Source organism: Rhodoglobus galactosidasius, assembly GCF_054957775.1.
Genome location: NZ_JBQIAV010000001.1, coordinates 470083 through 491566 on the forward strand (window position 1 = coordinate 470083; position 21484 = coordinate 491566).

Below are 21484 nucleotides of genomic sequence, written 5' to 3' on the forward strand. Positions count from 1 at the left end.
TTCTCTACTGGTCATGGTGCATGACCGCGGCCAGTTAGGAGCAACTATTGCAGATTTTGCAAGAGTTGGGCTGTCGTCGGTTCGGTTGTCTCCTCAAGCGGGCCGGGTCAGCATTGTGAGGCTGTCCCGATTCCAGCTCCCACAGACCGTTGTTCTCAGGCTGGCGACCACCCGCGCCCATTCCATCTGGTGGGATCGGATGATTGCCACCCACGAGTCAGATCCGTTGCATAGGAACGGGCGCACCTCGACCTTCCGGTTACAGACCTTCGCCCCCCACCGAAGCGACTTTGAGTGCCACATCGAGGTCGGGTGCCGTGATGACCCAGAAGCCAGCAAGGTGCTCTTTCGACTCGACGAACGGGCCGTCGGTGAAGATCGCCTCCCCGTCGCGGTGCAGTTACGGTATCCACTCAATCAGCGGCACATTGGCAGGCACGTAGAGCAGGTGCCCGGGGCGCCCATCCTTTGTGGCGCCCAACGCGCGAAGTCGCGGCCATCATCACTTTCGGGTGCTTGGAGCGGAACGCGTACAGGTTGAGGATCACGATGCCGCCATATCCCTCGCGCTTCGCGAAACCGACGCACCGAGGCAGTGTCGGATCGAGCTGCGCCGCGTCGGCGGTGCTCGGGTTGAGTAGCACGAACGTGATCATCGGAAGCGCCGGGTCCCAGACGCGGGTCAACGAGTAGCGGTACTCACCACGAATGTCTGCAGTGGCGGAAATGAACTCAGACATCGGGCCTCCTCCGGCCAGATCATAGTGTCATACCGCGACATTCGGCCAAGCGCGACACCCACCTGCGGCTAGGTAGACTGGGGGCAGCCGGAGAGAGCGCCCCGGCATCCATAATCTTCCGGGAGAAGCCCCTCGTGACTAACGTGTCAACAAATCCCCGCCAGCATGTTGCCGATACGGTGTCGAATGCCGCGGCCACACCCGAGAAGGAGCAGCCCTTTGGCGCCCTCGGGTTGAAAGACGACGAGTACGCGAAGATTCGCGAAATTCTGGGCCGCCGCCCCACGAGCGGCGAACTCGCGATGTACTCCGTCATGTGGAGTGAGCACTGCTCCTACAAGTCCTCCAAGAACTACCTTCGCCAGTTTGGCAAGAAGGTCAGCGAGAACATGACCAAAAACCTCATGGTCGGCATGGGCGAAAACGCTGGCGTCATCGACGTTGGTGAAGGTTGGGCTGTCACCTTCAAGATCGAAAGCCACAACCACCCCAGCTACATCGAACCCTTCCAGGGTGCCGCAACCGGTGTCGGCGGAATCGTCCGCGACATCATCTCCATGGGCGCCCGCCCCGTAGCCGTCATGGATGCGCTCCGCTTCGGCGCCATCGACAACCCCGACACCGCCCGCGTAGCGCAGGGTGTCGTTTCGGGCATCAGCTTCTACGGCAACTGCTTGGGCCTACCCAACATCGGTGGCGAAACCTACTTCGACTCCGTGTACCAGGCCAACCCCCTCGTCAACGCGCTCGCCGTTGGAGTGCTGCGCCACGAAGACCTGCACCTGGCTAACGCTCGCGGCGTGGGCAACAAAGTTGTGCTGTTCGGTGCCCGCACCGGTGGCGATGGCATCGGTGGAGCATCCATCCTCGCCTCCGATTCGTTCAGCGAGGGCGGCCCAACCAAGCGCCCCGCCGTTCAGGTCGGCGACCCCTTTGCCGAGAAAGTGCTCATTGAGTGCTGCCTCGAACTCTTCCAGGGCGACCTCGTTGAGGGCATCCAAGACCTCGGCGCTGCCGGCATCAGCTGCGCCACGAGCGAGCTTGCCTCCAATGGTGACGGTGGCATGTTCATCGAACTCGAAAAGGTACTGCTGCGCGACCCCACCCTCACGGCAGAAGAAATTCTGATGTCCGAGAGCCAAGAACGCATGATGGCGATCGTGAAGCCCGAAAAGCTCGAAGGCTTCCTCAAAGTTGTCGAGAAGTGGGATGTCGAAACCAGTGTGCTCGGTGAAGTCACCGACACCGGTCGCCTGATCATCAACTGGCACGACGAAGAAATCGTCAACGTTGAGCCGCGCACCGTCGCCATCGATGGCCCCGTCTATGACCGCCCTGTCGAGTACCCGAAGTGGATCGACAAGCTTCAGGCCGACAGCGCATCCGGCCTCGCCCGTCCGAAGGATGGCCTAGAGCTGCGTGAGCAAATGCTGCAGCTGCTCGCGAGCCCCAACCTGGCCGACAAGAGCTGGATCACCAACCAGTACGACCGCTACGTTCTCGGCAACACCGCATTGAGCTTCCCGGATGACGCTGGCATGGTGCGCATTGACGAAGAGAGCGGCCTCGGCTTCTCTGTCGCCACCGACGCCAATGGTCGCTTCTGCCAACTCGACCCCTACGCCGGAGCGCAAATTGCTCTCGCCGAAGCCTTCCGCAACGTTGCCGCCACCGGCGCCAACCCGGTTGCCGTCAGCGACTGCCTCAACTTCGGTAGCCCCGAGAACCCCGAAGTGATGTGGCAGTTCAGCCGCGCCGTCGAAGGACTCGCCGACGGTTGCCTCGAGATGGAAATCCCCGTCACCGGCGGAAACGTCTCGTTCTACAACCAGACCGGCGATGTGCCCATCCACCCGACCCCCGTGGTCGCCGTGCTCGGACTGATCCGCGACGTTGCTGAGCGCATCCCGAGCGGCTGGCAAGACGAAGGCAACAACATCTACCTGCTCGGCACCACCGCGCTCGAGCTAGACGGTTCAGCGTGGGCCGGCACGATTCACGATCACCTCGGTGGCCTGCCGCCCAAAGTTGATCTGGCTGCCGAGCGACGCCTCGCAGACCTCATCAAGGCTGGCAACGAGCAGAACATCATTGCCAGTGCCCATGACCTCGCCGATGGCGGTCTGGCTCAGACACTCGCCGAATCCGTCATGCGCTTCGGCGTTGGCGCACGCGTGTGGCTCGGCGAACTGCTCGAACGCGACGGAATCGACGCCACAACCGCACTCTTCAGCGAATCGACCGGTCGCATGGTCGTCTCGATCCCGCGCGAAGACGACGTGAAATTCCGCGGACTCTGCGAAGGTCGCGACTACCCCGCGATCCGCATCGGGGTCACGGATGCTGCGGCTCCTGCCCTCGAAATCCAAGACCAGTTCACCCTCACCCTCGAGGAGCTGCTCACAGCACACCGCGGAACGCTCGCGGAGGCATTCGGCGCCTAACATGCGATTCCTCAAGGCGGTCTATGGCGAAGCTACGGCGACGCTTGCCCTCTTGATGATCGCGTTAGTGGTCGTTCGTGCGATCGCAGAGTCGCAGCCGTGGTGGTTCGCTGCCGCCCTGCCGTGGGTCGCGTATGCGCTCTATTTGGCGCTCCTGATGACACGCCTCGTTGTCGTGCGGCGTCGGCATCCATGGGTGCAGCTTTCGGTTGCGCTCGTCGGTGTTGTCGCAGCGATCGTTGCGGGGCCGTTCGCCGTTCTCGTTGCCGTGCTGGGGCTCGCGGTGATTCTCGGCTATAACTACTGGTACTCGGTGCAGCACCTCACCGCACGACCGGTGCGCGTTGACGAGCCGTTGCCCCTCTTCCCACTCACCACCATGGATGGCGACGTTGTCGACAGCAGCGTGCTCACCCACCAACCGCACGTGATCATGTTCATTCGCGGCAACTGGTGCCCGTTCTGCATGGCCCAGGTCAGCCAGATCGCCGCGCAGTACCGCGAACTCGATAAACGTGGGGTCGCCGTCGCGATCATCAGCCCGCAAAAGCCAGAAGACACCGTGCAACTCGCCAAACGCTTCGACATCCCGCTGACCTACTACATCGATGCGGATGGCGCGGCCGCTGCCGTGCTCGACATCGTGCAGTCCGGCGGCACTCCCGTCATGTTCAGCGCAGGCACCGACCTAGACACCGTTGTGCCGACCGTGATTATCACCGACCGCACCGGAACGGTGCTCTGGGCGGAGCACACAGACAACCATCGCGTGCGCCCCGAACCGACCACGTTCCTCGACGTGCTTGATCAGCACGGCATCCGCGCGCGCTAGTCGCTGCTGAGCCGAGGCGTGCCGTCGGTCCGGTTTCAGATGCAATCGCGCGGGATCGTGATATTCCACGTCTTGGACATCACCCGCTGACCGCCCTCGTAGGCGTCAAGTTCGGCGTAGAGGTTAAAATCGGTGGGTGTCGAGCTGAGCACCGTTCTCGTTGTCGTATACACGCTCCACTTGCCACGCTCGAACCCCATTGTCCAGTTGGTCTCGCCGCGAACTGACGAGAAATCTGCCCCGACGAAGCTATACCGTTCGTCCACCCGGCGCGTGACGAGCAGGTCGATGTCGTTGAAGCGCACCACGCCGAGATCTTTGACCACCGTCAGGGCCCCCGAAAGGTCGACCAGGTTGCGGGAAACGTTCCAGACGTGCTCTCCAGGTTGCTCCTGGGTCACGACAATTGGAGCGGCCCCTTCCGCCGCTTCGAAGCGCGGCGCCGGTTCCCTGGCGTCGACGCCGACCGGACGCACGGGCAAGACTAGGGAGCTCTGGCCGGGGTCAACCGTCAGCAGCACCGGTTCCGGCGACGGCCAGACCATCGGCCAGTACGACGTCGAGAGAGCGATCCGCAGCCGATGCCCCGCGGGGAACGCCTGCGCCATTCCGTTGAGTTGCACTGTGACCCTGTGGCGTTCACCCGGTTCCAGCCGTTGTGGGGCATCCGAACCCCCGTAGTGGTTCAGGTTGCATATGCCATAGCTGACCCTGGTCGCCTCGCCGTCTGGTGCGACGTCGGACAGCCGCACGGCCACCATGGCGACCGGGCGATCGGCGGAGAGCACGAGCTCCACGAGGGGCGCTCCGAGCACCTCCAGGCGTTCGGGCAGCGGGTCACTGTCGAAGACCATCGAGCCGCCGTCCTCCTCACGTTGGTCGTACGGCATGTCTGGAGGGGCGTTGTAGGAACACCATTTTCCTGCGAACTGCCCCACTGTCAGCGGTGACTGCACCGTCAGTTCCGGGCTGGGTTCAGGGGAGTCCCCCGGCCCGCCGATCCGGTTGAGTCCCAGCGGGTAGGACGTCTCAACGATGCGCGGGCTGGGCCAGCTCGGCTCGCCCACCCAGCGCCCCGGGCGGTGTTTGTAGCTGGTCGCGGGGCGTACGGTGTCCTGCATCCAGATGGTCAGCGCCGGACCGTCCATCGCGCCGTTGTCCCGCTTGTCCTTCAGCCAGTGGTCCCACCAGGTGACGGCCTCTTGCAGGAACCCGATCGGCGGGCCGGGTTGACCCAAGTGCGGGTATTTGTGGCTCCACGGTCCGATCAAACCCCGCACCGGACCCCGGAGCCCCGACAGCAGTCGGAACACCGCATTGGAGTACCCGTCCGCCCAGCCGCTCACCGCGAGCACCGGGCATTCGATCGCAGAGTAGTCCTCTTTGACAGAACCACGCTGCCAGTACGCGTCGCGGCGTTGGTGTCGCAACCACGGCTCGAGCCACAGCCCGCTGTGCTGGAGCCGATCCAACCAGATTTCGCGCCAGCCATCGCCGACGATTGCTGGATCGGGCGGGCAGGAGGTGTAGGCGAACATCGTCGAGGCCCAGGACAGGTTGTCGCTGAGCAGACAGCCGCCCATGTAATGCACATCATCGGCGTAACGGTCGTCGGAGGAACAGACCGTGATGATGGCGCCCAGCCCCGGCGGTCGACGCGCGGCCAGCTGCAGGGCGTTGAACCCTCCCCAGGAAATCCCCATCATCCCGGTACGCCCCGTGCACCAGGGTTGCGCCGCCATCCACGCCAACACTTCCTCGGCGTCGCAGAGCTCCTGCTCAAGGTATTCGTCGGTGAGCACCCCTTCGGAGTCGCCGCTGCCGCGCAGGTCGACTCGGAGGCAGGCGTAGCCATAGCCGGCCATGTACGGATGGTTGATGGAATCCCGCTGCGCCGTGAGGTCGCGTTTGCGGTACGGGATCATCTCCAGCACCCCGGGCACGGGCTCGCGCACCGCGAGAACTGGTCGCCACAGCCTAGCGGCAAGCCGAATGCCGTCGGACATGAGAATCCACAGGTGTTCGATTTCCTCGACCTCGTAGGGCAAGGTGGTGACGGTACGCATCCGGCTCCTCCTGGTTAGTCGTCAATCGTGAAGTTGAGCGCCTCGACGCACCTGGTGTATTTTTTGCGCAGTTCCTGCTCGTCGCTTCCGCCGGTGTAGATTTCCGCCAGGACGTAGCTGTAGCTGTCTTCGCCATCGATCTCCGAGAGCCTCGTCCCCTCCGTAGCGATCACGCAAACCGTAGTGCCCACAATCCTGCGCTCGATCTCGGCTACCTCCTCGCGCGTCGGTACGCGGCGCACCAGACCGTCGGAGAAGCGCCGTAGAAACCATTTCGCCGCCGTGGGGAACGCCCCCTTCCCCGGCTCAATGTGGCGGGGGTCACGATCTAGGGCCAGGTCGAGCATGTAGGCGTGATTGGGCGCACCGTCGACAAGTTCGAACAGCAGGGCGTGCGACTGGGAGTGCCGGGCGTTGACCTCGAGCAGCCTCAGCCGTGAGGTTGTCTCGTCCCAGAAGTACTCGATGTTGAAGGTGCTGTTGCTCAGCCCGAGGGCGATGATCACGCGCCGGGAGACCTCGCCCATGTAATCCTTGACGCGCTCCGGGATAAGTTGGGAGGGGTACTGATAGCGCAGGAAGCTGGACTCACCGCTGTAGCTGACTGAGTCGACCACCCCATAGATTTCGACTCGGCCGCCGCGACTGAAGCCCTCGACGGTAACCTGTTGGCCGCTAGCAACCTCCTCGACCAAGCAGGTCTGGACGCCGACCGCGGCGATCTCCGCGGGCAGGTCGACCATGGCAAGGACATCGGCGAAGGGGCCTCCAATCCGATCAACCACCCGGCGCTCCTCAACCAGGGATTGCCGGAGCTGCTCATCGTTCTCGACATAGAGGGCACCCTGGGATGCGGTCGACTTGATCGGCTTGATCCAAACGGGGTAGGAGAGAGGCGCCGGAAGGGTGGGGTTCTCGTTAGTCAGGTCGAGGAGGCCGAACGGCACATATTCGTCGATCACCTTCTGTTGTTCCAGCCGACTCCAGTATTTGTGCTCACATTTGAGGACGGCTTCGAGGCCTGCCGAACACAATCCGTACCGATCACACAACACAGGGACCAGCATGCTCACCGGGAAGTCCCAGTAGCCCACGATGGCGTCGATGGAACCATCGAAGGAATCCAGTTGGCGCTGGGCCTTGTCCAGCAGATCCGGAACAGAAACAGTTCCGATCTGGAGCTCTGGGCGCGTGAGCAGCTGATGAAAATCGTACTGGTCGGCATCCGCCAGCCGGCGCAGCGATGAGAGGTTGAGCTCGTCGAGCCCAAGGACGAAAATGTTTCTGCTCATTGGTGGCCTTCCAGATGGCGAGGTCTACCTCGCCAGTGAGCACTGGAGCACGAACCGGCTGGCCCGCGGGGTGATTATATCAGGACCGGCTGCGGCGTACCCGTTGAGTTGGGCCCAATAACGGTACTGATTGCCATTTTCAAGGAGTATCTCATGGGAGAAGTCGCCCTCGTCGAAAGCTACCGATCCGCCATCATGACCGAGGTTGTTGAGCCGCTGGGCCTCGGCCCGGAGCTCATACATATACCGGGTGGGGCGAGCCGGGATCATCCTTCGCCTCGCTCACTCGCATCAGGACTCTCACTTAGTGAGCCCGTCGGAACAACGCCCCCAACTGACAGATCAACTAGCCGCGACATGCCGCAAAATTGGTGGCGCTAAGACCGACGGGTCTAGCTCGCGTCGGTGCTCGACTCAGGCTCTGAGCCTGACGCGAGCTGCTCGTGGTGGTGAATCACTTCGGCGACCACAAAGTTGAACCACTTCTCGGCAAAGGCCGGGTCGAGGTGTGACTCTTCGGCTAGCGACCGCAAGCGAGCAATCTGGGTGCGTTCACGATTGGGATCTGACGCGGGCAGACCCTTGGTGGCTTTGAGTCGACCGACCTGCTGCGTGTACTTGAAGCGTTCGGCAAGCAGGTGGATGAGCGCGGCATCAATGTTGTCGATGCTGCGTCGTGCGCCAACGAGCTGTTCCCGAACCTCCGGGTCGATCTCGGTGCCGGTGTTGTCGTTGCTGTCGGCGCCGGTGTCGCTCGCGCCCTGATCTCCTGCTGCCATACAACGACTTTAGAGCGTGCGAGCCTAACCTGTTGGCCACTTCAACCGAGGATGTCAGAATGGGGCGCATGAACGATCGCGCAGGCACGACAGCCCAAGCATCCGACCTCATCGACGTGCCCGAGCTGGTGCAGGCGTATTACGCGCTAGTTCCGGATGTTTCCATCCCCGAGCAGCGCGTCGTGTTCGGTACCAGCGGCCACCGAGGTTCGTCGCTCGACACTGCGTTCAACGAGGTGCACATCGCTGCCATCACGCAGGCGATCGTCGAGTATCGTGCGTCGCAGTCAATTACCGGACCGTTGTTCATCGGTCGCGATACTCACGGGCTGTCGCGCCCGGCAGAGACGACTGCGCTGGATGTGCTTGCGGCCAACGGTGTGCAGGCGCTGGCCGACGAGTTCGACGACTTCGTGCCCACCCCGGCCCTTAGCCACGCGATCATTAAGTACAACGCGGCTGGCCGTGATGACTTGGCCGACGGAATCATCATCACGCCGAGCCATAACCCTCCACGTGATGGCGGCTTCAAGTACAACCCGCCGCACGGTGGGCCCGCAGACAGCGACGCCACCGGCTGGATTGCCGATCGAGCGAACGCCATCATCGCCGCGGGCAGCCACGACGTGAAGCGGGCCGAGTCGTCGTCAGCAGGGACCACGCCCGCCGGAACGTACGACTTCCGAGGAAACTACGTCGACGACCTCGAGAACATCATCGACATCGACGCGATCCGTGCGGCCGGGATTCACATCGGCGCCGATCCACTTGGCGGCGCCAGCGTCAACTACTGGAAGCTGATCGCTGAGAAGTACGACCTCGACCTGACCGTAGTGAACCCCCTCGTGGACCCGACGTGGTCGTTTATGACTCTCGACTGGGACGGCAAGATCCGCATGGATCCGTCGTCGAAATCCGCGATGGCCTCGGTCGTCGCTCGACGCGACGAATACGACATCCTCACTGGCAACGACGCAGACGCTGACCGTCACGGGATCGTCACCCCCGACGGCGGCCTCATGAACCCCAACCACTACCTGGCCGTCGCCATCCGGTACCTGTACACCCACCGCGATGGATGGCGCCAGGACGCCGCGATCGGCAAGACCCTCGTCTCCAGCTCGATGATCGACAGGGTGGCCGCCTCATTGGGCCGCGACCTCTGGGAGGTGCCGGTCGGCTTCAAGTGGTTCGTTCCCGGCCTCGTCGACGGTTCCGTGGGCTTCGGTGGTGAGGAGAGCGCCGGCGCGAGCTTCCTGCGCAAAGACGGCACGGCGTGGACGACGGACAAAGACGGCATCCTGCTCGCCCTCCTGGCGAGCGAGATTCTCGCGGTCACGGGCAAAACACCGTCTGTGCTCTACGCCGAGCTTGTCGCAGAGTTCGGTGACCCCACCTATGAGCGAGTGGATACCGCGGCCTCCAAGGAGCAGAAAGCCAGACTCGGCAACCTGAGCGGCGCCGCGATCACGGCTACCGAGCTCGCGGGTGACCCGATCACCGCCAAGCTGTCGGAGGCACCGGGCAATGGGGCCTCCATTGGCGGGGTGAAGGTGACCACCGAGTTCGCGTGGTTCGCCGCCCGTCCGAGCGGCACCGAGGATGTCTACAAGATTTATGGCGAATCGTTCAAGGGCGCCGAGCATCTGCTCCAGGTGCAGGCCGAGGCGAAGTCGATCGTGGATACGGCCCTCAACGGCTGAGGTGGGCCTCGGATCTAGGTTGTGACCGACCATTTTGATCGTTGTGAGCCTGATCTCCTCCTGCCAAACAACGACTTTAGAGCGTGCGATCCTTACCTGTTGGCCACCGCAACCTGCCCTGCGTGAGCAGCACACCCAGGATCACCAAGAGGGCCCCCACAGGTTCGTGCCATGACAGGGTTTCTTTGAGAACAACGATTCCGAGGATGACGCCGATCACGGGCGTGATATAGGTGACGGTTGAGGTGCGGGTGGGGCCCCATTCGGCAAGAACTCGGTAGTTCCACACGTAGGCCATTCCGGTGCCGAGCACGCCGACGGCGAGAAGACTGGCGACGACCGGCAGGGTGAGAGTTACCGGACCTAACGCGACCACGGGGGTCAGCAGCAGGTAAATGACGGCCGCGATTCCGATGGTCATGGTTGCCGAGGTGACACCGGGGATTCGGTAGGGGGCGACGAAACGCCGCTGATAGCTCATAGCCGCGCCGTAGCAGAACGCCGCACCTAAACAAGCGAGTTGGCCGAGCAGACTGCCACCGAGATCGCCTGCCTGCCAAGGCGCGATGATGACAAGAACGCCAAAGATTCCGAGAGTGATGCCGCCAATCTGCGAGCGCGTCAGCTTCTCTACCCGAAACACGAGAGTCGCGAAGATTGCTGTCATGATCGGGGTCGTCGCGTTGTAGATGCTCGCGAGCCCTGAGCTCACATACTGTTCCGCCCACGCAAACAGTAGGTAAGGAAACACAGCAAAGAGGAATGCCAGCACCGTGAAATGCGCCCACACGATGGGGTTGCGCGGCAGCTTGCGGCGACTGACCGCGAAGACCACTACGAGCGCGAGAGCGCCAAGCACGGCCCGACTCCAGGCGACCTGCCCAAAGCTCACGCCATCCAGAGCGATTTTCATGAACAGGAAGCTGGAGCCCCACACCAGCCCAGCGCCCGCAAACCGCAAGCTGGTGCCGAGAGTGGATGCGTGGTCGTGCTTCTCGATTCCTGTCGGCGAGGCGACGGGGGCGCTCACGCGCGTGGCTCCTGTTCGGGCGGTGCGGTGACGGGTTCCGCAATGCGCACCGCGGCGGCTCGTGCGGAATCGGGCACAGCGAGGGCAGGCCACAGTGCGGCCAGATGCTGTACTGTCATCGGCTCAACGGAGACGTGGGTTCCCCGAAGGGTGCGGGGCTGTGGGCGCGTTACGGTCACTCACAAATCTTCGCACCCCACGCAGACAACGCACACGCGGAAATCAGACATCCAGTCCAGCACTTGCCGATTGGCCTCTAGAAATTTTTAGTCGATGAGGTCGTGACGAACGATGATTTCGTCGCGGCCCGGGCCAACACCGATTGCTGACATGCGTGCGCCACTCATCTTTTCGATGGCGAGCACGTAGTCTTGCGCGTTCTTCGGCAGATCGTCGAAGTTGCGTGCGCCGGTGATGTCTTCGTCCCAGCCGGGGAACTCTTCGTAGATCGGCACCGCGTGGTGGAAGTCTGACTGCGAGACAGGCATCTCATCGTGGCGAGTGCCGTCAACGTCGTAGGCGACACAGACGGGAACCGTCTTGAGGCCCGTGAGCACATCGAGCTTCGTGAGAACGAAGTCGGTGACACCGTTGACGCGCGCCGAGTAGCGAGCGATGGGGGCGTCGTACCAACCACAGCGACGCGGGCGCCCGGTAGTGGTTCCGAACTCAAAGCCGTTCTCGCGCAGGAAGTCGCCCGACTCGTCTTCGAGCTCCGTCGGGAACGGTCCGGCACCAACACGCGTCGTGTATGCCTTGACGATTCCAATGACGCGCTCGATGCGATTGGGGGCAACGCCAGATCCGGTAGCCGCGCCACCAGAGGTGGAGTTGGATGACGTGACAAACGGGTATGTGCCGTGGTCGACATCCAACATCGTGGCCTGGCCGCCCTCAAAGAGCACAACTTCACCCTTGTCGAGAGCCTGGTTGAGCAGCAGTCCGGTGTCAGCGACCATGGGGCGCAGACGGTCGGCATAGCTCAGCAGTTCGGTGACGATCTCTTCGATTTCGATCGCGCGGCGGTTGTAGACCTTGACGAGCAGGTGGTTCTTCTGGTCGAGAGCACCCTCAACCTTTTGGCGAAGAATGTTCTCGTCAAAAATGTCTTGAATGCGGATGCCAACACGGTTGATCTTGTCGGCATAGGCCGGACCAATTCCGCGACCGGTGGTGCCGATCTGACGCTTGCCAAGGAAGCGTTCGGTCACCTTGTCGAGGGTGCGGTGGTAGTTGGTGATGACGTGCGCGTTGGCGCTTACCAGCAGCTTCGAGACGTCAACGCCACGGGCGATGAGAGCGTCGAGCTCGTCAAAGAGAACCTCGACATCAACGACGACGCCGTTGGAGATGATCGGGGTAACGCCTTCGGTGAGGATGCCCGACGGCAGAAGGTGCAGCGCATACTTCTCGCTGCCGATAACGACGGTGTGTCCGGCGTTATTACCGCCATTGAACTTCACGACGTAGTCGATGCGGCTACCGAGGAGGTCGGTTGCTTTTCCCTTGCCCTCGTCGCCCCATTGGGCGCCGATGATCACGATTGCTGGCATAGTGGATCCCTTCGAAGAAGTGGGGGGATTACACCTCAGTCTACCCGAGAGCGGTGTTTCGCTTGTCGCTGGCGATTTCTTGCGTGGCGAGCGTTCCTGAAGACTCCGTGGGAATCGCGACCCACTACCGCCAGCGTCGGTGGTGCGTGTCAGCATGAAGCATGTCTCAGATACCTCATCGACAGGTCTCGCCCACCGCACCTCCTCGACCGTTCTGCTCGATCGTGCCCCCATTTTTGTTAGCGCGAATCGCGACGCTGGAGGATCCACGTTTCGAGCGGGCTGCGCAAGCCGCCCGACGGTCGTTATTCGACGTCGGCCACGACCACCTTGACCATGGTCGCAGCGAACGCGTGCTGCCGCCGAGATCACTGCGCCATGATCGGCCGGCGGTTCGCGGAACGATCAGCCGGTCAATCTACGACGCCCAAGGCACTGAGGCCCTGCCCGGCACTCTAGTGCGAGCCGAGGGAGCACCGGACACAGGCGATGTTTCGGTGTCCGAAGCCTACGACGGCTTGGGCAGTACCTTTGCGCTGTTTTGGCAGGTGTTCGGGCGCGACTCGATCAACGACCGCTCCGCCCCGCTTGACGCCACGGTGCACTACGGCACGCTGTACGACAACGCGTTCTGGGACGGACAGCGGATGGTGTTTGGCGACGGAGACGGCGAAATTTTCGACGGGTTTACCCGCTCGCTCAGTGTGATCGGCCACGAACTCGCCCACGGGGTGACCGAGTACACCGCTGGTCTGATTTATCACGGTCAGAGCGGCGCACTCAATGAACACGTCTCCGACGTGTTCGGGGCCCTCGTGGAGCAATACACTCTGGGGCAGAGCGCGGCGGATGCGTCGTGGCTCATCGGCGAGGGCATCTTCACCGATGAGGTGGAAGGCAACGCGTTGCGTTCGCTGAAGGCACCGGGAACCGCGTATGACGACGACGTACTCGGAAAAGACCCACAGCCCGACCATCTGGACGGGTACGTTGAGACCCTAGACGATAACGGCGGCGTGCACCTGAACTCGGGCATCCCCAACCGCGCATTCTGGAGCGTCGCCGATACCCTCGGCGGCTACGCCTGGGAACGCGCCGGGATGATCTGGTACGACACCCTCACCGGGAGCTTGCTGCCGCCCCGCAGCGACTTCTCCAGATTCGCCGCCGCAACAGTCGAGTCCGCCGTGGCGCGATTCGGCTCCGGCTCCTCCGAGCACGAGGCCGTCGTCAAAGGTTGGTCCCTAGTCGGCATCACCACCGCCGGATAGTCACTACCAAGGGATAACCAAGGCGACCGGATAGCATGCACGTGTGAAGGTACAGGTGTGGCGCAGTGGCGGGCTACTCGGTCGACGCGTCGAGTGGGATGTTGTCGTCGATGAACAACCCGACCCCGAACAGTGGTACATACTCATTGCCGAACTACCCTGGGACGAGCGCCCGGCAACAATCACGATGCCCGATCGCTACATCTACGAAATCCACTGCGAACCACACGAAGCGGTCATCCCCGAACAAGAGCTCGTCGGACCGTGGCGTGAACTCGTCGACCGAGTGCGCGATGCCCAGAAACGCCCCGGTGGCGCTGAGAGCCCAGACACCACCGAGCCAGTCTCCGAAGAGGCAACAGACGAACTAGACGGCGAGCGCTAACCCAACACGGGGAAGTTACTAGCGCAGCGGGTCGAAGGCGTCGAGCAGGGGGTGCTTGTCGCCACCGGTGATGGAGTCTGCGAGCATCCGCCCCGTCAATGGACCGAGGGCGATTCCCCACATGCCGTGACCGCCGGCAACGTGCACTCGCGGTGAGCGTGTGCGGCCAACCAACGGCAGTCCGTCGGCGGTGCAGGGGCGTGACCCGACCCATTCTTCTTCGCGCGCTTCCCAGTCGACGCCGTCGAACATGGGGCTCGCAGCATTGACGATGGTCTGGATGCGGCGGGGGTCGGCGGGTGCATCAGCCCGACGGAACTCCATCATGCCTCCCACTCGCAGCCGATCGCCGAGGGGCGTGCAGGCTACGCGTTGGGCAGCCAAGTAGATCGGGTGCGTGGGAATCACGGGCGGCTTCACACTGAAGCTGTAGCCGCGACCGGCCTGCACAACCTGCCGCACACCAAACTGGCGAGCGAGCCCAGAAAGCCACGTTCCGGTGGCAATGACAACCTGGTCACTGTGCACAGCATCCTGACCGTCAACATCAACAGCGATGCCATCGGTACCGAGATCGCGCACACCGGTGACGTTTGCGCCGTCAATGATGCGGGCACCCCGTGCGCGAACGGATGCCGCAAGCACTTCCATAAACGCGGGAGGGTTGATGAAGCGTTGGCCTTCTATGCGCAGCCCGTGGGTCACCATGCCCGAGACGCTCGGCTCAATCTCGCGCAGCTCGTCGCCCGTGATTTTCGTGAAGCTGACGTGACCGCCGCGCGCGGCAACCTCATCAAACTCGTGCACGATTGTTTGCCGGTCGCGTTCGTTGACGAACGCCGCGAGGAATGGGTCCGCCTTGGTGAGAGAGGATGCGACTCCGCCATCCTCCAGGCGATCAAAGGAGTCGAGACCCCACTTGTTGATCTCGGCGAACGTCGTCATGTTCTTGCGCCACGCACCCGGCAGCGAGTGGCGAGCGAAGCCGGCAAGAAAGCGCAGCAGAGTCGCGTTGGCGGCGAGCGGCACATAGACCGGCGACGAAGGGCTGACAATAGCTTTCACTCCGAAGCGGAAAATCGACGGCTCAGGAAGGGGAAGCGTCAGTGCCGGAGCGATCCAGCCTGCATTGCCCCATGACGATCCGGCAGCAACACCCGTGCGGTCAAGAATAGTGACCTCAACGCCACGTTCCTGCAGAAACCAGGCCGTGCAGAGCCCGACCATTCCGGCACCCACGATTACTACTCGGGCAGGGGATTGAGTCGTCACTGAGCGATCACCACGTCGTAACCATAGTCGCTGAGGCCTTGTCGCTGGGCGCTGCTGGCACCCGAGTCTGTGATCACTGTCGCGAAAAGGTCTCGCGGCCCGATTGAGGCGAATGTTCGTTTGTCGAGTTTCGATGAATCCGCAACGATTACAGGACGCTCGGCCCTGCTCGCCATGAGCGCATTGATCGCGGCTTCGCGCTCATCATGAGAGGTGGGGCCGAACAGAGCGGAGAGCCCGTTGACGCCAACGAAAGCAAAGTCCAGAGTGACGCCACGCATGACCGCTTCGGCATAGCTGCCGACCATTTCATAGGTTCGGGTGTTCAGGACACCGCCGGTGACCACTGTTTTGATCTGGGGGCGAACGGCTAGTTGAACCGCGATGTTGACGGCGTTGGTGATCACGGTCAAGTTGGGAGCCGTTGACGACTCCATGATGTCACTGCGCGACATTAATGCATCGGCAATCGCGGTGGCGGTCGTGCCACCACAGAGCCCTACGACTGCGCCCTTCGGAACCATCTCACTGGCTACCCGAGCAATAGCGGCCTTTGCTTCTTTGTTCTGCAGGTTCCGGTACCGGATGGGCAGGTCGTAGGCCACCGAGTGTGCAACCGCACCACCTCGAGTGCGGCTCAGTAGTTGTTGCGATGCTAGGGCATCCAAGTCTCGTCGCGCCGTCGCCGGCGACACCTCAAGCGTGTGAACGATACGGTCAACGTCGATTCTGCCGTCTTCTGCGAGGAGCGAAAGAATCGCATCAAAGCGATCGGCACGAGACTGATCGGCAACCATCTATTGGCCTGTCCTCTCAAACAACTCAAGTAGGCGCTGCGCCTCTGCGGAAAGAGAACTTCTCCCCGCAGCGATGTAGCGACGCGAATCAACTACCTCGGGATTCTCGGCGAGGTACCGACGCACCTCTCCGGAGAAGACCGCGTTAAGGTGAGTCGAAACGTTGATCTTCGTCAGCCCGGCACGAATGCCCAATACTAACTGTTCGTCGCTCACCCCGGATGAACCGTGCAAAACAAGCGGTACCGGGACCGAAGCGCTCAAGCTCGCGATGAGGTCGAGGTCGATCGCGGCAACTCTCTCGGTCATCGCATGTGACGAGCCGACCGCTACCGCGAGCGACCCCACCCCCGTCTCGGCCACAAATTCGCGTGCCTCGATTGGGTCTGTTCTCACTCCGGGGTCGTGCGGCTTGTTCTTGCCGCCGACTTCGCCGAGTTCAGCTTCAACGAGAGTCTCTGTGGCGCGTGCGTATTCGACCACACGACGCGTTGTCTCGACGTTCTGCGCGTAGGACAGCGCTGAACCGTCATACATGACCGACCCAAACCCACTATCAATGGCACGGTACGCAAGGTCCGGGTCTTCGGCGTGGTCGAGATGCACTGCGACCATTGCCGTTGATTCTTCGGCGATCGCCAACATCGCGCGAGCGATCGGCGTGAAGTTGCCGTGATATTTCACACAATTTTGGGAGAGCTGGAGAATCACGGGCAGCCCGCTTGTTTCGGCGGCGGAGACGATCGCCTCCGCAGTTTCTAGGTGAATGACGTTGAAGGCACCCACTCCTCGCTGCCGGCGAACGGCTGCATCAAGAAGCGCTTGGGTCGGGGTCAGGCTCATCGGGTCTCCTTGTGCGGCGGCGATACAGCAACGACATCTTCAAGTTCGTGGTGCCGTGGCGAGAGCTCACCGGCGAGAGGCATGAGCACTGCGGATGCCGACCAGGCAGTGGCTCGACGAGCAAGGGTGATTCGAGCATCAATCTGCTCCGGATGATCGAGCTCAGGATGCTCGGACCACGCCTGCGCGAGTGCCGCAACGACAGCATCCCCGGCGCCTGTCGCGTTTCCTTGCACCGGCTCCGGAAGCCGTGCACTGATGTCGTCAGCGCTTGACGACGAGGTCACGATGGTGAGCCCCTCCTCGCCGAGCGACACCAGCACAAGTCGCGCGCCCAGTGCGATCAGCGATCGAGCTCCGTCTAACGGGTCTCGGAAGCCTGTTGCGTCTGCCAGTTCTTCGCGGTTGGGTTTAAGCGCGTGGGCTCCCGCTCGCGCGGCAGCAATGAGACCTGCGCCGCCGGTGTCAACGATGACCCTGCATCCTGCTGCTATTCGGCTGGCGATCAATCGTGACAAACCTTGGGGTGCGAATCCAGCGGGCAAGCTGCCGCTGATCACGACGACGTCACCTGACGAACTGAGCCGTATTACCGCAGCGTCAAAGAGTTCTTGCTCACGATCGCTGAGGCGACGGCCAACCTCATTGAGCAAAGTTGCGTGCCCCGTGGCGTGATCAACTATTGCGATGCTGCGACGTGTTTCGGCGGAGACAGGCAAGACTTCGTGCGGAACACCACTTGCTCGCAGCTTTGTCAGAAACTCATCGCCCGTGGGCCCCCCTGCCGTGGTGAAGGCAAGCACTGGAATGTCGACACTGTGGAGGACTCTGGCCACGTTGAGACCTTTACCTCCCGCCCGGACGGAACCTGCTGGTACGCGGTGACTGCTCCCCGGCACAAGACGATCGACCGTCCAGGTGAGGTCAAGTGCCGGATTGGGGGTGACGGTGATGATCATGCGGCACCGCCATCGCGTGGGTGCGACGACGCTGCGTCGGTCATTTCGCGGGCGGCAAGTGCTGTTCCAAATAATCCACCGTCGTCGCCAAGAGTGGCTTGCAGCAACTGCGGTCTGCGGTGAAAACTCAATCGACTGTCCATTCGTTCCGCGAGCGCGGAAAGGTAGATTGAGCCTGCTCGAGAGAGCCCGCCCCCGATCACGATCGCTTCGGGTGCCAGCATCGCAGCGATGCGCGCCAACTCATCGGCAAGCGCGTCGACACCGTTATCCCACACCGATCGCGCGGCAGGGTCTCCGCTCTCGGCAGCAGCCAGTACCTCTTTTGCGCCAGCCACGGTGACGCCGGTTGCGGCCGTGTAGCGGCGAGCAATTGCGCCAGCAGAGGCAACAGTCTCGAGACAACCGATTGCCCCACAGGAGCACCGCTCGCCGTTGGGATCGCTGAGCGAGTGCCCGAACTCCCCGGCAAAACCGTCACCCGCGTAAGGCTTGCCGTCGACGATTATGGCGCCGGCGATTCCTGTGCCGATCGTCAGCACGACTACGCTGCGAAAGCCGCGTGCAGCGCCAAGCATTAGTTCGGCATGGCCTGCAGCGCGCACATCATGGCAGAAAGCAACGGGAAGCCCGATCGCGTCAGCTGCGAGATCGCGGATGGGGGCATCTCGCCAGCGCAGATTCGAAGCAAACACCCCTATCCCGGCCGCTTCATTAACGAGCCCGGGAACGCCGACTCCGGCGCTCTGGGGGTGGACCGTCGGAAACTCTGCGCGCAATCCTCTCGCAAGTTCCCCGAGGGAGTGCGCAACGGCTTGGGCTGGATCGTCGCCTATTGCCGTGCGAGTCCTTTTCAACCCTAAAACGCGACCGTCGTGATCGATCAGCGCGGACTTTGTGTCAGTTCCCCCCACGTCAAAAGCAAGCACTGGAGCCCCTACGCCAAGCTGCAACGGCGAACCCCGACGCGACTCACTCATTTGGGGTCGAGTACGACAGACCTCGTAAGGTTTCTCGGCTCATCCGGGTTAAGGCCGAGAGCTACTGCTCGAGCCAAAGCCACTCGCTGTGCCCGCACCAGTTCTGCCATGGGGTCGAGGGTACCTCGTTCAAAGTGAGCTCCGGTGGCTGCAACCTGTTCATCGAGGCCAACAGGTGATTCTCCCAACGTCCAGACAACCCGACCGGGTGCGGCGATTGAGATCGGGCCGTGGCGATATTCCATCGCCACGTACGACTCGGTCCAGGACTGTGATGCTTCTCGCATCTTGAGCGCTGCTTCATGTGCGAGCCCTACGGACCAACCGGTGCCAAGAAAACTGTACTGGTCTGCGTCGACCAGGCTCGGTGCCAGCTCTTCGGCTAATGCTTTTTCTGCGTCAGCGATCGTTGACGTGAGGTCGTGACCTAGCGAGGCACGAAAGAGAGCCAGCGCCGTAGTAGCGAATCGTGTCTGTACCACCGACTTCTCGTCCGCGAATGATAGCGAGATTACTGAGTCGACAGCGTCGACGAGTGGTGAGCTGTCGTCTCCAACGACTCCGATGGTGGGAACCTTCGACGAAAGACCGTCAAGGAGGTCAAGAACTTCGGTGGTCGTACCTGATCGCGTCAAGGCAATGACGGCATCATAGCCGCGGTCGACAAATGCCTCGGACGCAGTAAAGGCATCCGTTTCGCCGTGCCCTCCTGCTTCGCGCAGTGTTGCGTACGACTGCGCCATGAACCAGGACGTTCCGCAGCCGACGACCGCAACCCGCTGACCGTCGCTGGGCAGCAACGCCCGTGCATCGCGCAGGTCCTGTGCGCGCGCCCACGCTTCTGGCTGAGACGCCAGTTCGGCCCCCATATGACTGGTGTGGCCCGCGGAAAGTTCACTCATAATTGGCTCCAAGTAGCGAGAAACGCTGTCGTCGGTCGACAAGTGCGACTATTTCAATGATTGCAGATGATTGCAATAGGTGTCTATCAATCATTCTTCGCAATCACGGCGAATCCCCGCAAAATCAAGGGTTTTCAGGAAATTTTGTCCAGAATTCCCACTTTACCCCTTGACGAACCGCTCTTATCCGCATAGATTCCTTGCGTCGAGTGAACTATTTTGATCGGTTAATCGATGAAACACTCAGCAATCACCACCGGGTAACACTCGGAGTGTTGTTGCCGTACACGCAAAGTCGCGCGAGGCTGTTTGACGCGACGATGCGCCATTCACTAAGTGAGGAAGCACCAATGAACAAGTCTTCGCGCCTAGCTTCAGCAATCGCTGTTGCGGCAACTACCACACTGGCGCTGTCAGCGTGTGGTTTCGGCACCGGAGGCGGCGACGCATCCGGGGCTACAACACTCGACCTTCTCGTTCCCAGCTATTCCGATAGCACCCAGGGATTGTGGGAAGACGTCATTGACGGCTTCGAAGCCGCGAACCCTGACATCAAGGTCAACCTGGAGGTCCAGTCGTGGGACAACTTGGAGAGCGTTATCGCTACCAAGATCCAGGGCGGAGAAGCACCGGACATCTATAACGGAGGGCCTTCCGCCGGTTTTGCCGCAGACGACCTCCTCTACGACGTAGAAGAAGTAACGTCGCCCGACACTTTCGGCGACTTCCAGACCTCGTTCATCAAGAACGAACAGATTGACGGAACAACGTTCGCGTTGCCCTTCATCGCTTCCGCCCGCGCCCTCTTCGTGAACAATGCGTTGCTCGCAGAAGCTGGCGTCTCAGCACCGACAACGTGGGACGAGCTCCTCGACTCCGCAACCAAAATCTCAGAGCTCGGAGGCGGAGTTGCCGGTTACGGTATGCCACTCGGCTCCGAAGAAGCGCAAGCAGAAGCCGCAATTTGGATGTGGGGTGCCGGTGGAACGTTTGGTGACGACTCCGAACTGACGATCGATACCGCGGCAAACCTGGTCGGTGCCGAGCAGATCAAGAAAATGATCGATGCCGGTGCGACTCAAGCAGATGCCGGATCGACGAACCGTTCGCCGCTCATGGACATCTTTGTTCAGGGAAAAATTGGTATGCAGGTCGGGCTTCCACCGACAGTTGGTCAAATTGCCGAGGGCAACCCCGATCTTGACTACTCCATCGTTCCGATTCCCACCAAGGACGGCAGCGGGCTGACCCTGGGTGTCGCCGACCGCCTGATGGCGTTCACGAATGACGGAGCTAAGCAAGAAGCGATCACTGCGTTCTTTGACTACTTCTACACCGCCGACGTTTACGTACCGTGGGTACAGGCCGAAGGGTTCCTGCCGACGACCAAATCAGGCGCAGAAGTACTCAACAGCGAAGAAGCTCTCCAGCCGTTCCTTGAGGTGCTGCCGGACGCGAAGTTCTACCCCAGCAACAACCCCAAGTGGTCTGCTGCTGACGGCGCATTCAAGGCTCTCTTCGGCCAGCTACAAAGCAAGCCCGCAGCAGATGTACTCGCCGAAATCCAGGCCCGAGTAGACGCTGGCTAGGCTCACTCTTCCGTAGCAAATCAACTAAGAGATCGGTGTGACCGAAT

The 21484-nt window shown here is 61.8% G+C and carries 21 protein-coding genes; 6 read left to right on the forward strand and 15 right to left on the reverse strand.

Translation table 11 applies throughout. The annotated features are described in order from the left end of the window. Nucleotides 1–259: 259 nt before the first annotated feature. Nucleotides 260–400 carry a YciI family protein gene (locus ACTJJW_RS02415; RefSeq protein ID WP_462642482.1) on the reverse strand — a complete coding sequence of 47 codons (141 nt, stop codon included), beginning with the start codon at nt 398–400 and terminating at the stop codon, nt 260–262. Between the two features lie 13 nt (nt 401–413). Then, complete coding sequence (locus tag ACTJJW_RS02420; protein ID WP_462642432.1) at nt 414–740, reverse strand: DUF1643 domain-containing protein; 327 nt, start codon at nt 738–740, stop codon at nt 414–416. 134 nt (nt 741–874) lie between these two features. On the opposite strand from ACTJJW_RS02420, the gene purL reads away from it, so the two are divergent. Both purL and ACTJJW_RS02430 read left to right on the forward strand, forming a co-directional pair. After that, entirely contained in the window at nt 875–3184 is a 2310-nt protein-coding gene (purL, locus tag ACTJJW_RS02425; RefSeq protein WP_462642433.1) for a phosphoribosylformylglycinamidine synthase subunit PurL, read from the forward strand. Nucleotide 3185: 1 nt separating this feature from the next. Then, nucleotides 3186–4016: a peroxiredoxin family protein gene (locus ACTJJW_RS02430; protein WP_462642435.1), complete on the forward strand. Its 831-nt coding sequence runs from the start codon at nt 3186–3188 to the stop codon at nt 4014–4016. 35 nt (nt 4017–4051) lie between these two features. On the opposite strand, the gene ACTJJW_RS02435 is transcribed toward ACTJJW_RS02430, so the two are convergent. The 4 genes from ACTJJW_RS02435 to ACTJJW_RS02450 form a co-directional block, all read right to left on the reverse strand. Further along, nucleotides 4052–6082, reverse strand: coding sequence for a CocE/NonD family hydrolase (locus tag ACTJJW_RS02435; RefSeq protein ID WP_462642436.1), 2031 nt, complete (start codon nt 6080–6082; stop codon nt 4052–4054). Between the two features lie 14 nt (nt 6083–6096). Beyond that, nucleotides 6097–7374: an ATP-grasp domain-containing protein gene (locus tag ACTJJW_RS02440; protein WP_462642438.1), complete on the reverse strand. Its 1278-nt coding sequence runs from the start codon at nt 7372–7374 to the stop codon at nt 6097–6099. 24 nt (nt 7375–7398) lie between these two features. Beyond that, nucleotides 7399–7644 carry a hypothetical protein gene (locus tag ACTJJW_RS02445; RefSeq protein ID WP_462642439.1) on the reverse strand — a complete coding sequence of 82 codons (246 nt, stop codon included), beginning with the start codon at nt 7642–7644 and terminating at the stop codon, nt 7399–7401. A gap of 122 nt (nt 7645–7766) precedes the next feature. Then, the gene (locus ACTJJW_RS02450) at nt 7767–8153 is read right to left on the reverse strand and encodes a chorismate mutase (protein ID WP_462642440.1); all 387 of its coding nucleotides are present in this window, start codon (nt 8151–8153) and stop codon (nt 7767–7769) included. A gap of 68 nt (nt 8154–8221) precedes the next feature. Here ACTJJW_RS02450 and pgm point away from each other — a divergent pair, with 68 nt between their 5' ends. Further along, nucleotides 8222–9856, forward strand: coding sequence for a phosphoglucomutase (alpha-D-glucose-1,6-bisphosphate-dependent) (pgm, locus tag ACTJJW_RS02455; RefSeq protein ID WP_462642441.1), 1635 nt, complete (start codon nt 8222–8224; stop codon nt 9854–9856). 76 nt (nt 9857–9932) lie between these two features. Here the strand turns inward: pgm and ACTJJW_RS02460 are convergent, their stop codons facing one another. The 3 genes from ACTJJW_RS02460 to ACTJJW_RS02470 all read right to left on the reverse strand — a co-directional run bounded on the left by ACTJJW_RS02460 (nt 9933) and on the right by ACTJJW_RS02470 (nt 12439). Continuing rightward, entirely contained in the window at nt 9933–10886 is a 954-nt protein-coding gene (locus ACTJJW_RS02460; protein WP_462642443.1) for a DMT family transporter, read from the reverse strand. Next, on the reverse strand, nt 10883–11065 hold the full coding sequence (locus ACTJJW_RS02465) for a hypothetical protein (RefSeq protein ID WP_462642445.1): 183 nt from the start codon (nt 11063–11065) through the stop codon (nt 10883–10885). Before ACTJJW_RS02465 ends, ACTJJW_RS02460 begins: the two co-directional genes overlap by 4 nt. Before the next feature lie 87 nt (nt 11066–11152). Then, entirely contained in the window at nt 11153–12439 is a 1287-nt protein-coding gene (locus ACTJJW_RS02470; protein WP_462642446.1) for an adenylosuccinate synthase, read from the reverse strand. Nucleotides 12440–12600: 161 nt separating this feature from the next. On the opposite strand from ACTJJW_RS02470, the gene ACTJJW_RS02475 reads away from it, so the two are divergent. Then, the gene (locus tag ACTJJW_RS02475; RefSeq protein ID WP_462642447.1) at nt 12601–13710 is read left to right on the forward strand and encodes a M4 family metallopeptidase; all 1110 of its coding nucleotides are present in this window, start codon (nt 12601–12603) and stop codon (nt 13708–13710) included. Between the two features lie 43 nt (nt 13711–13753). Continuing rightward, nucleotides 13754–14095 carry a protealysin inhibitor emfourin gene (locus ACTJJW_RS02480; protein ID WP_462642448.1) on the forward strand — a complete coding sequence of 114 codons (342 nt, stop codon included), beginning with the start codon at nt 13754–13756 and terminating at the stop codon, nt 14093–14095. Between the two features lie 18 nt (nt 14096–14113). On the opposite strand, the gene ACTJJW_RS02485 is transcribed toward ACTJJW_RS02480, so the two are convergent. Genes ACTJJW_RS02485 through ACTJJW_RS02510 form a run of 6 tightly spaced genes read right to left on the reverse strand, consistent with a single transcriptional unit; the run spans nt 14114 to nt 19848 of the window. Then, entirely contained in the window at nt 14114–15367 is a 1254-nt protein-coding gene (locus ACTJJW_RS02485; protein WP_462642450.1) for an NAD(P)/FAD-dependent oxidoreductase, read from the reverse strand. Beyond that, the gene (locus ACTJJW_RS02490) at nt 15364–16164 is read right to left on the reverse strand and encodes a DeoR/GlpR family DNA-binding transcription regulator (protein ID WP_462642451.1); all 801 of its coding nucleotides are present in this window, start codon (nt 16162–16164) and stop codon (nt 15364–15366) included. Before ACTJJW_RS02490 ends, ACTJJW_RS02485 begins: the two co-directional genes overlap by 4 nt. Further along, on the reverse strand, nt 16165–17007 hold the full coding sequence (locus ACTJJW_RS02495) for a class II fructose-bisphosphate aldolase (protein ID WP_462642452.1): 843 nt from the start codon (nt 17005–17007) through the stop codon (nt 16165–16167). It lies immediately after the preceding gene. Beyond that, nucleotides 17004–17966, reverse strand: coding sequence for a 1-phosphofructokinase family hexose kinase (locus tag ACTJJW_RS02500; RefSeq protein ID WP_462642453.1), 963 nt, complete (start codon nt 17964–17966; stop codon nt 17004–17006). Before ACTJJW_RS02500 ends, ACTJJW_RS02495 begins: the two co-directional genes overlap by 4 nt. Next, nucleotides 17963–18946 (reverse strand): ROK family protein, encoded by a 984-nt coding sequence (locus ACTJJW_RS02505; RefSeq protein WP_462642454.1) that lies wholly within the window; start codon nt 18944–18946, stop codon nt 17963–17965. The genes ACTJJW_RS02500 and ACTJJW_RS02505 overlap by 4 nt, the downstream gene beginning before the upstream one ends. Beyond that, nucleotides 18943–19848: an SIS domain-containing protein gene (locus ACTJJW_RS02510; protein ID WP_462642455.1), complete on the reverse strand. Its 906-nt coding sequence runs from the start codon at nt 19846–19848 to the stop codon at nt 18943–18945. Before ACTJJW_RS02510 ends, ACTJJW_RS02505 begins: the two co-directional genes overlap by 4 nt. A 350-nt stretch (nt 19849–20198) precedes the next feature. Here ACTJJW_RS02510 and ACTJJW_RS02515 point away from each other — a divergent pair, with 350 nt between their 5' ends. Further along, nucleotides 20199–21437 carry an extracellular solute-binding protein gene (locus ACTJJW_RS02515; RefSeq protein WP_462642457.1) on the forward strand — a complete coding sequence of 413 codons (1239 nt, stop codon included), beginning with the start codon at nt 20199–20201 and terminating at the stop codon, nt 21435–21437. Nucleotides 21438–21484: the final 47 nt, after the last annotated feature.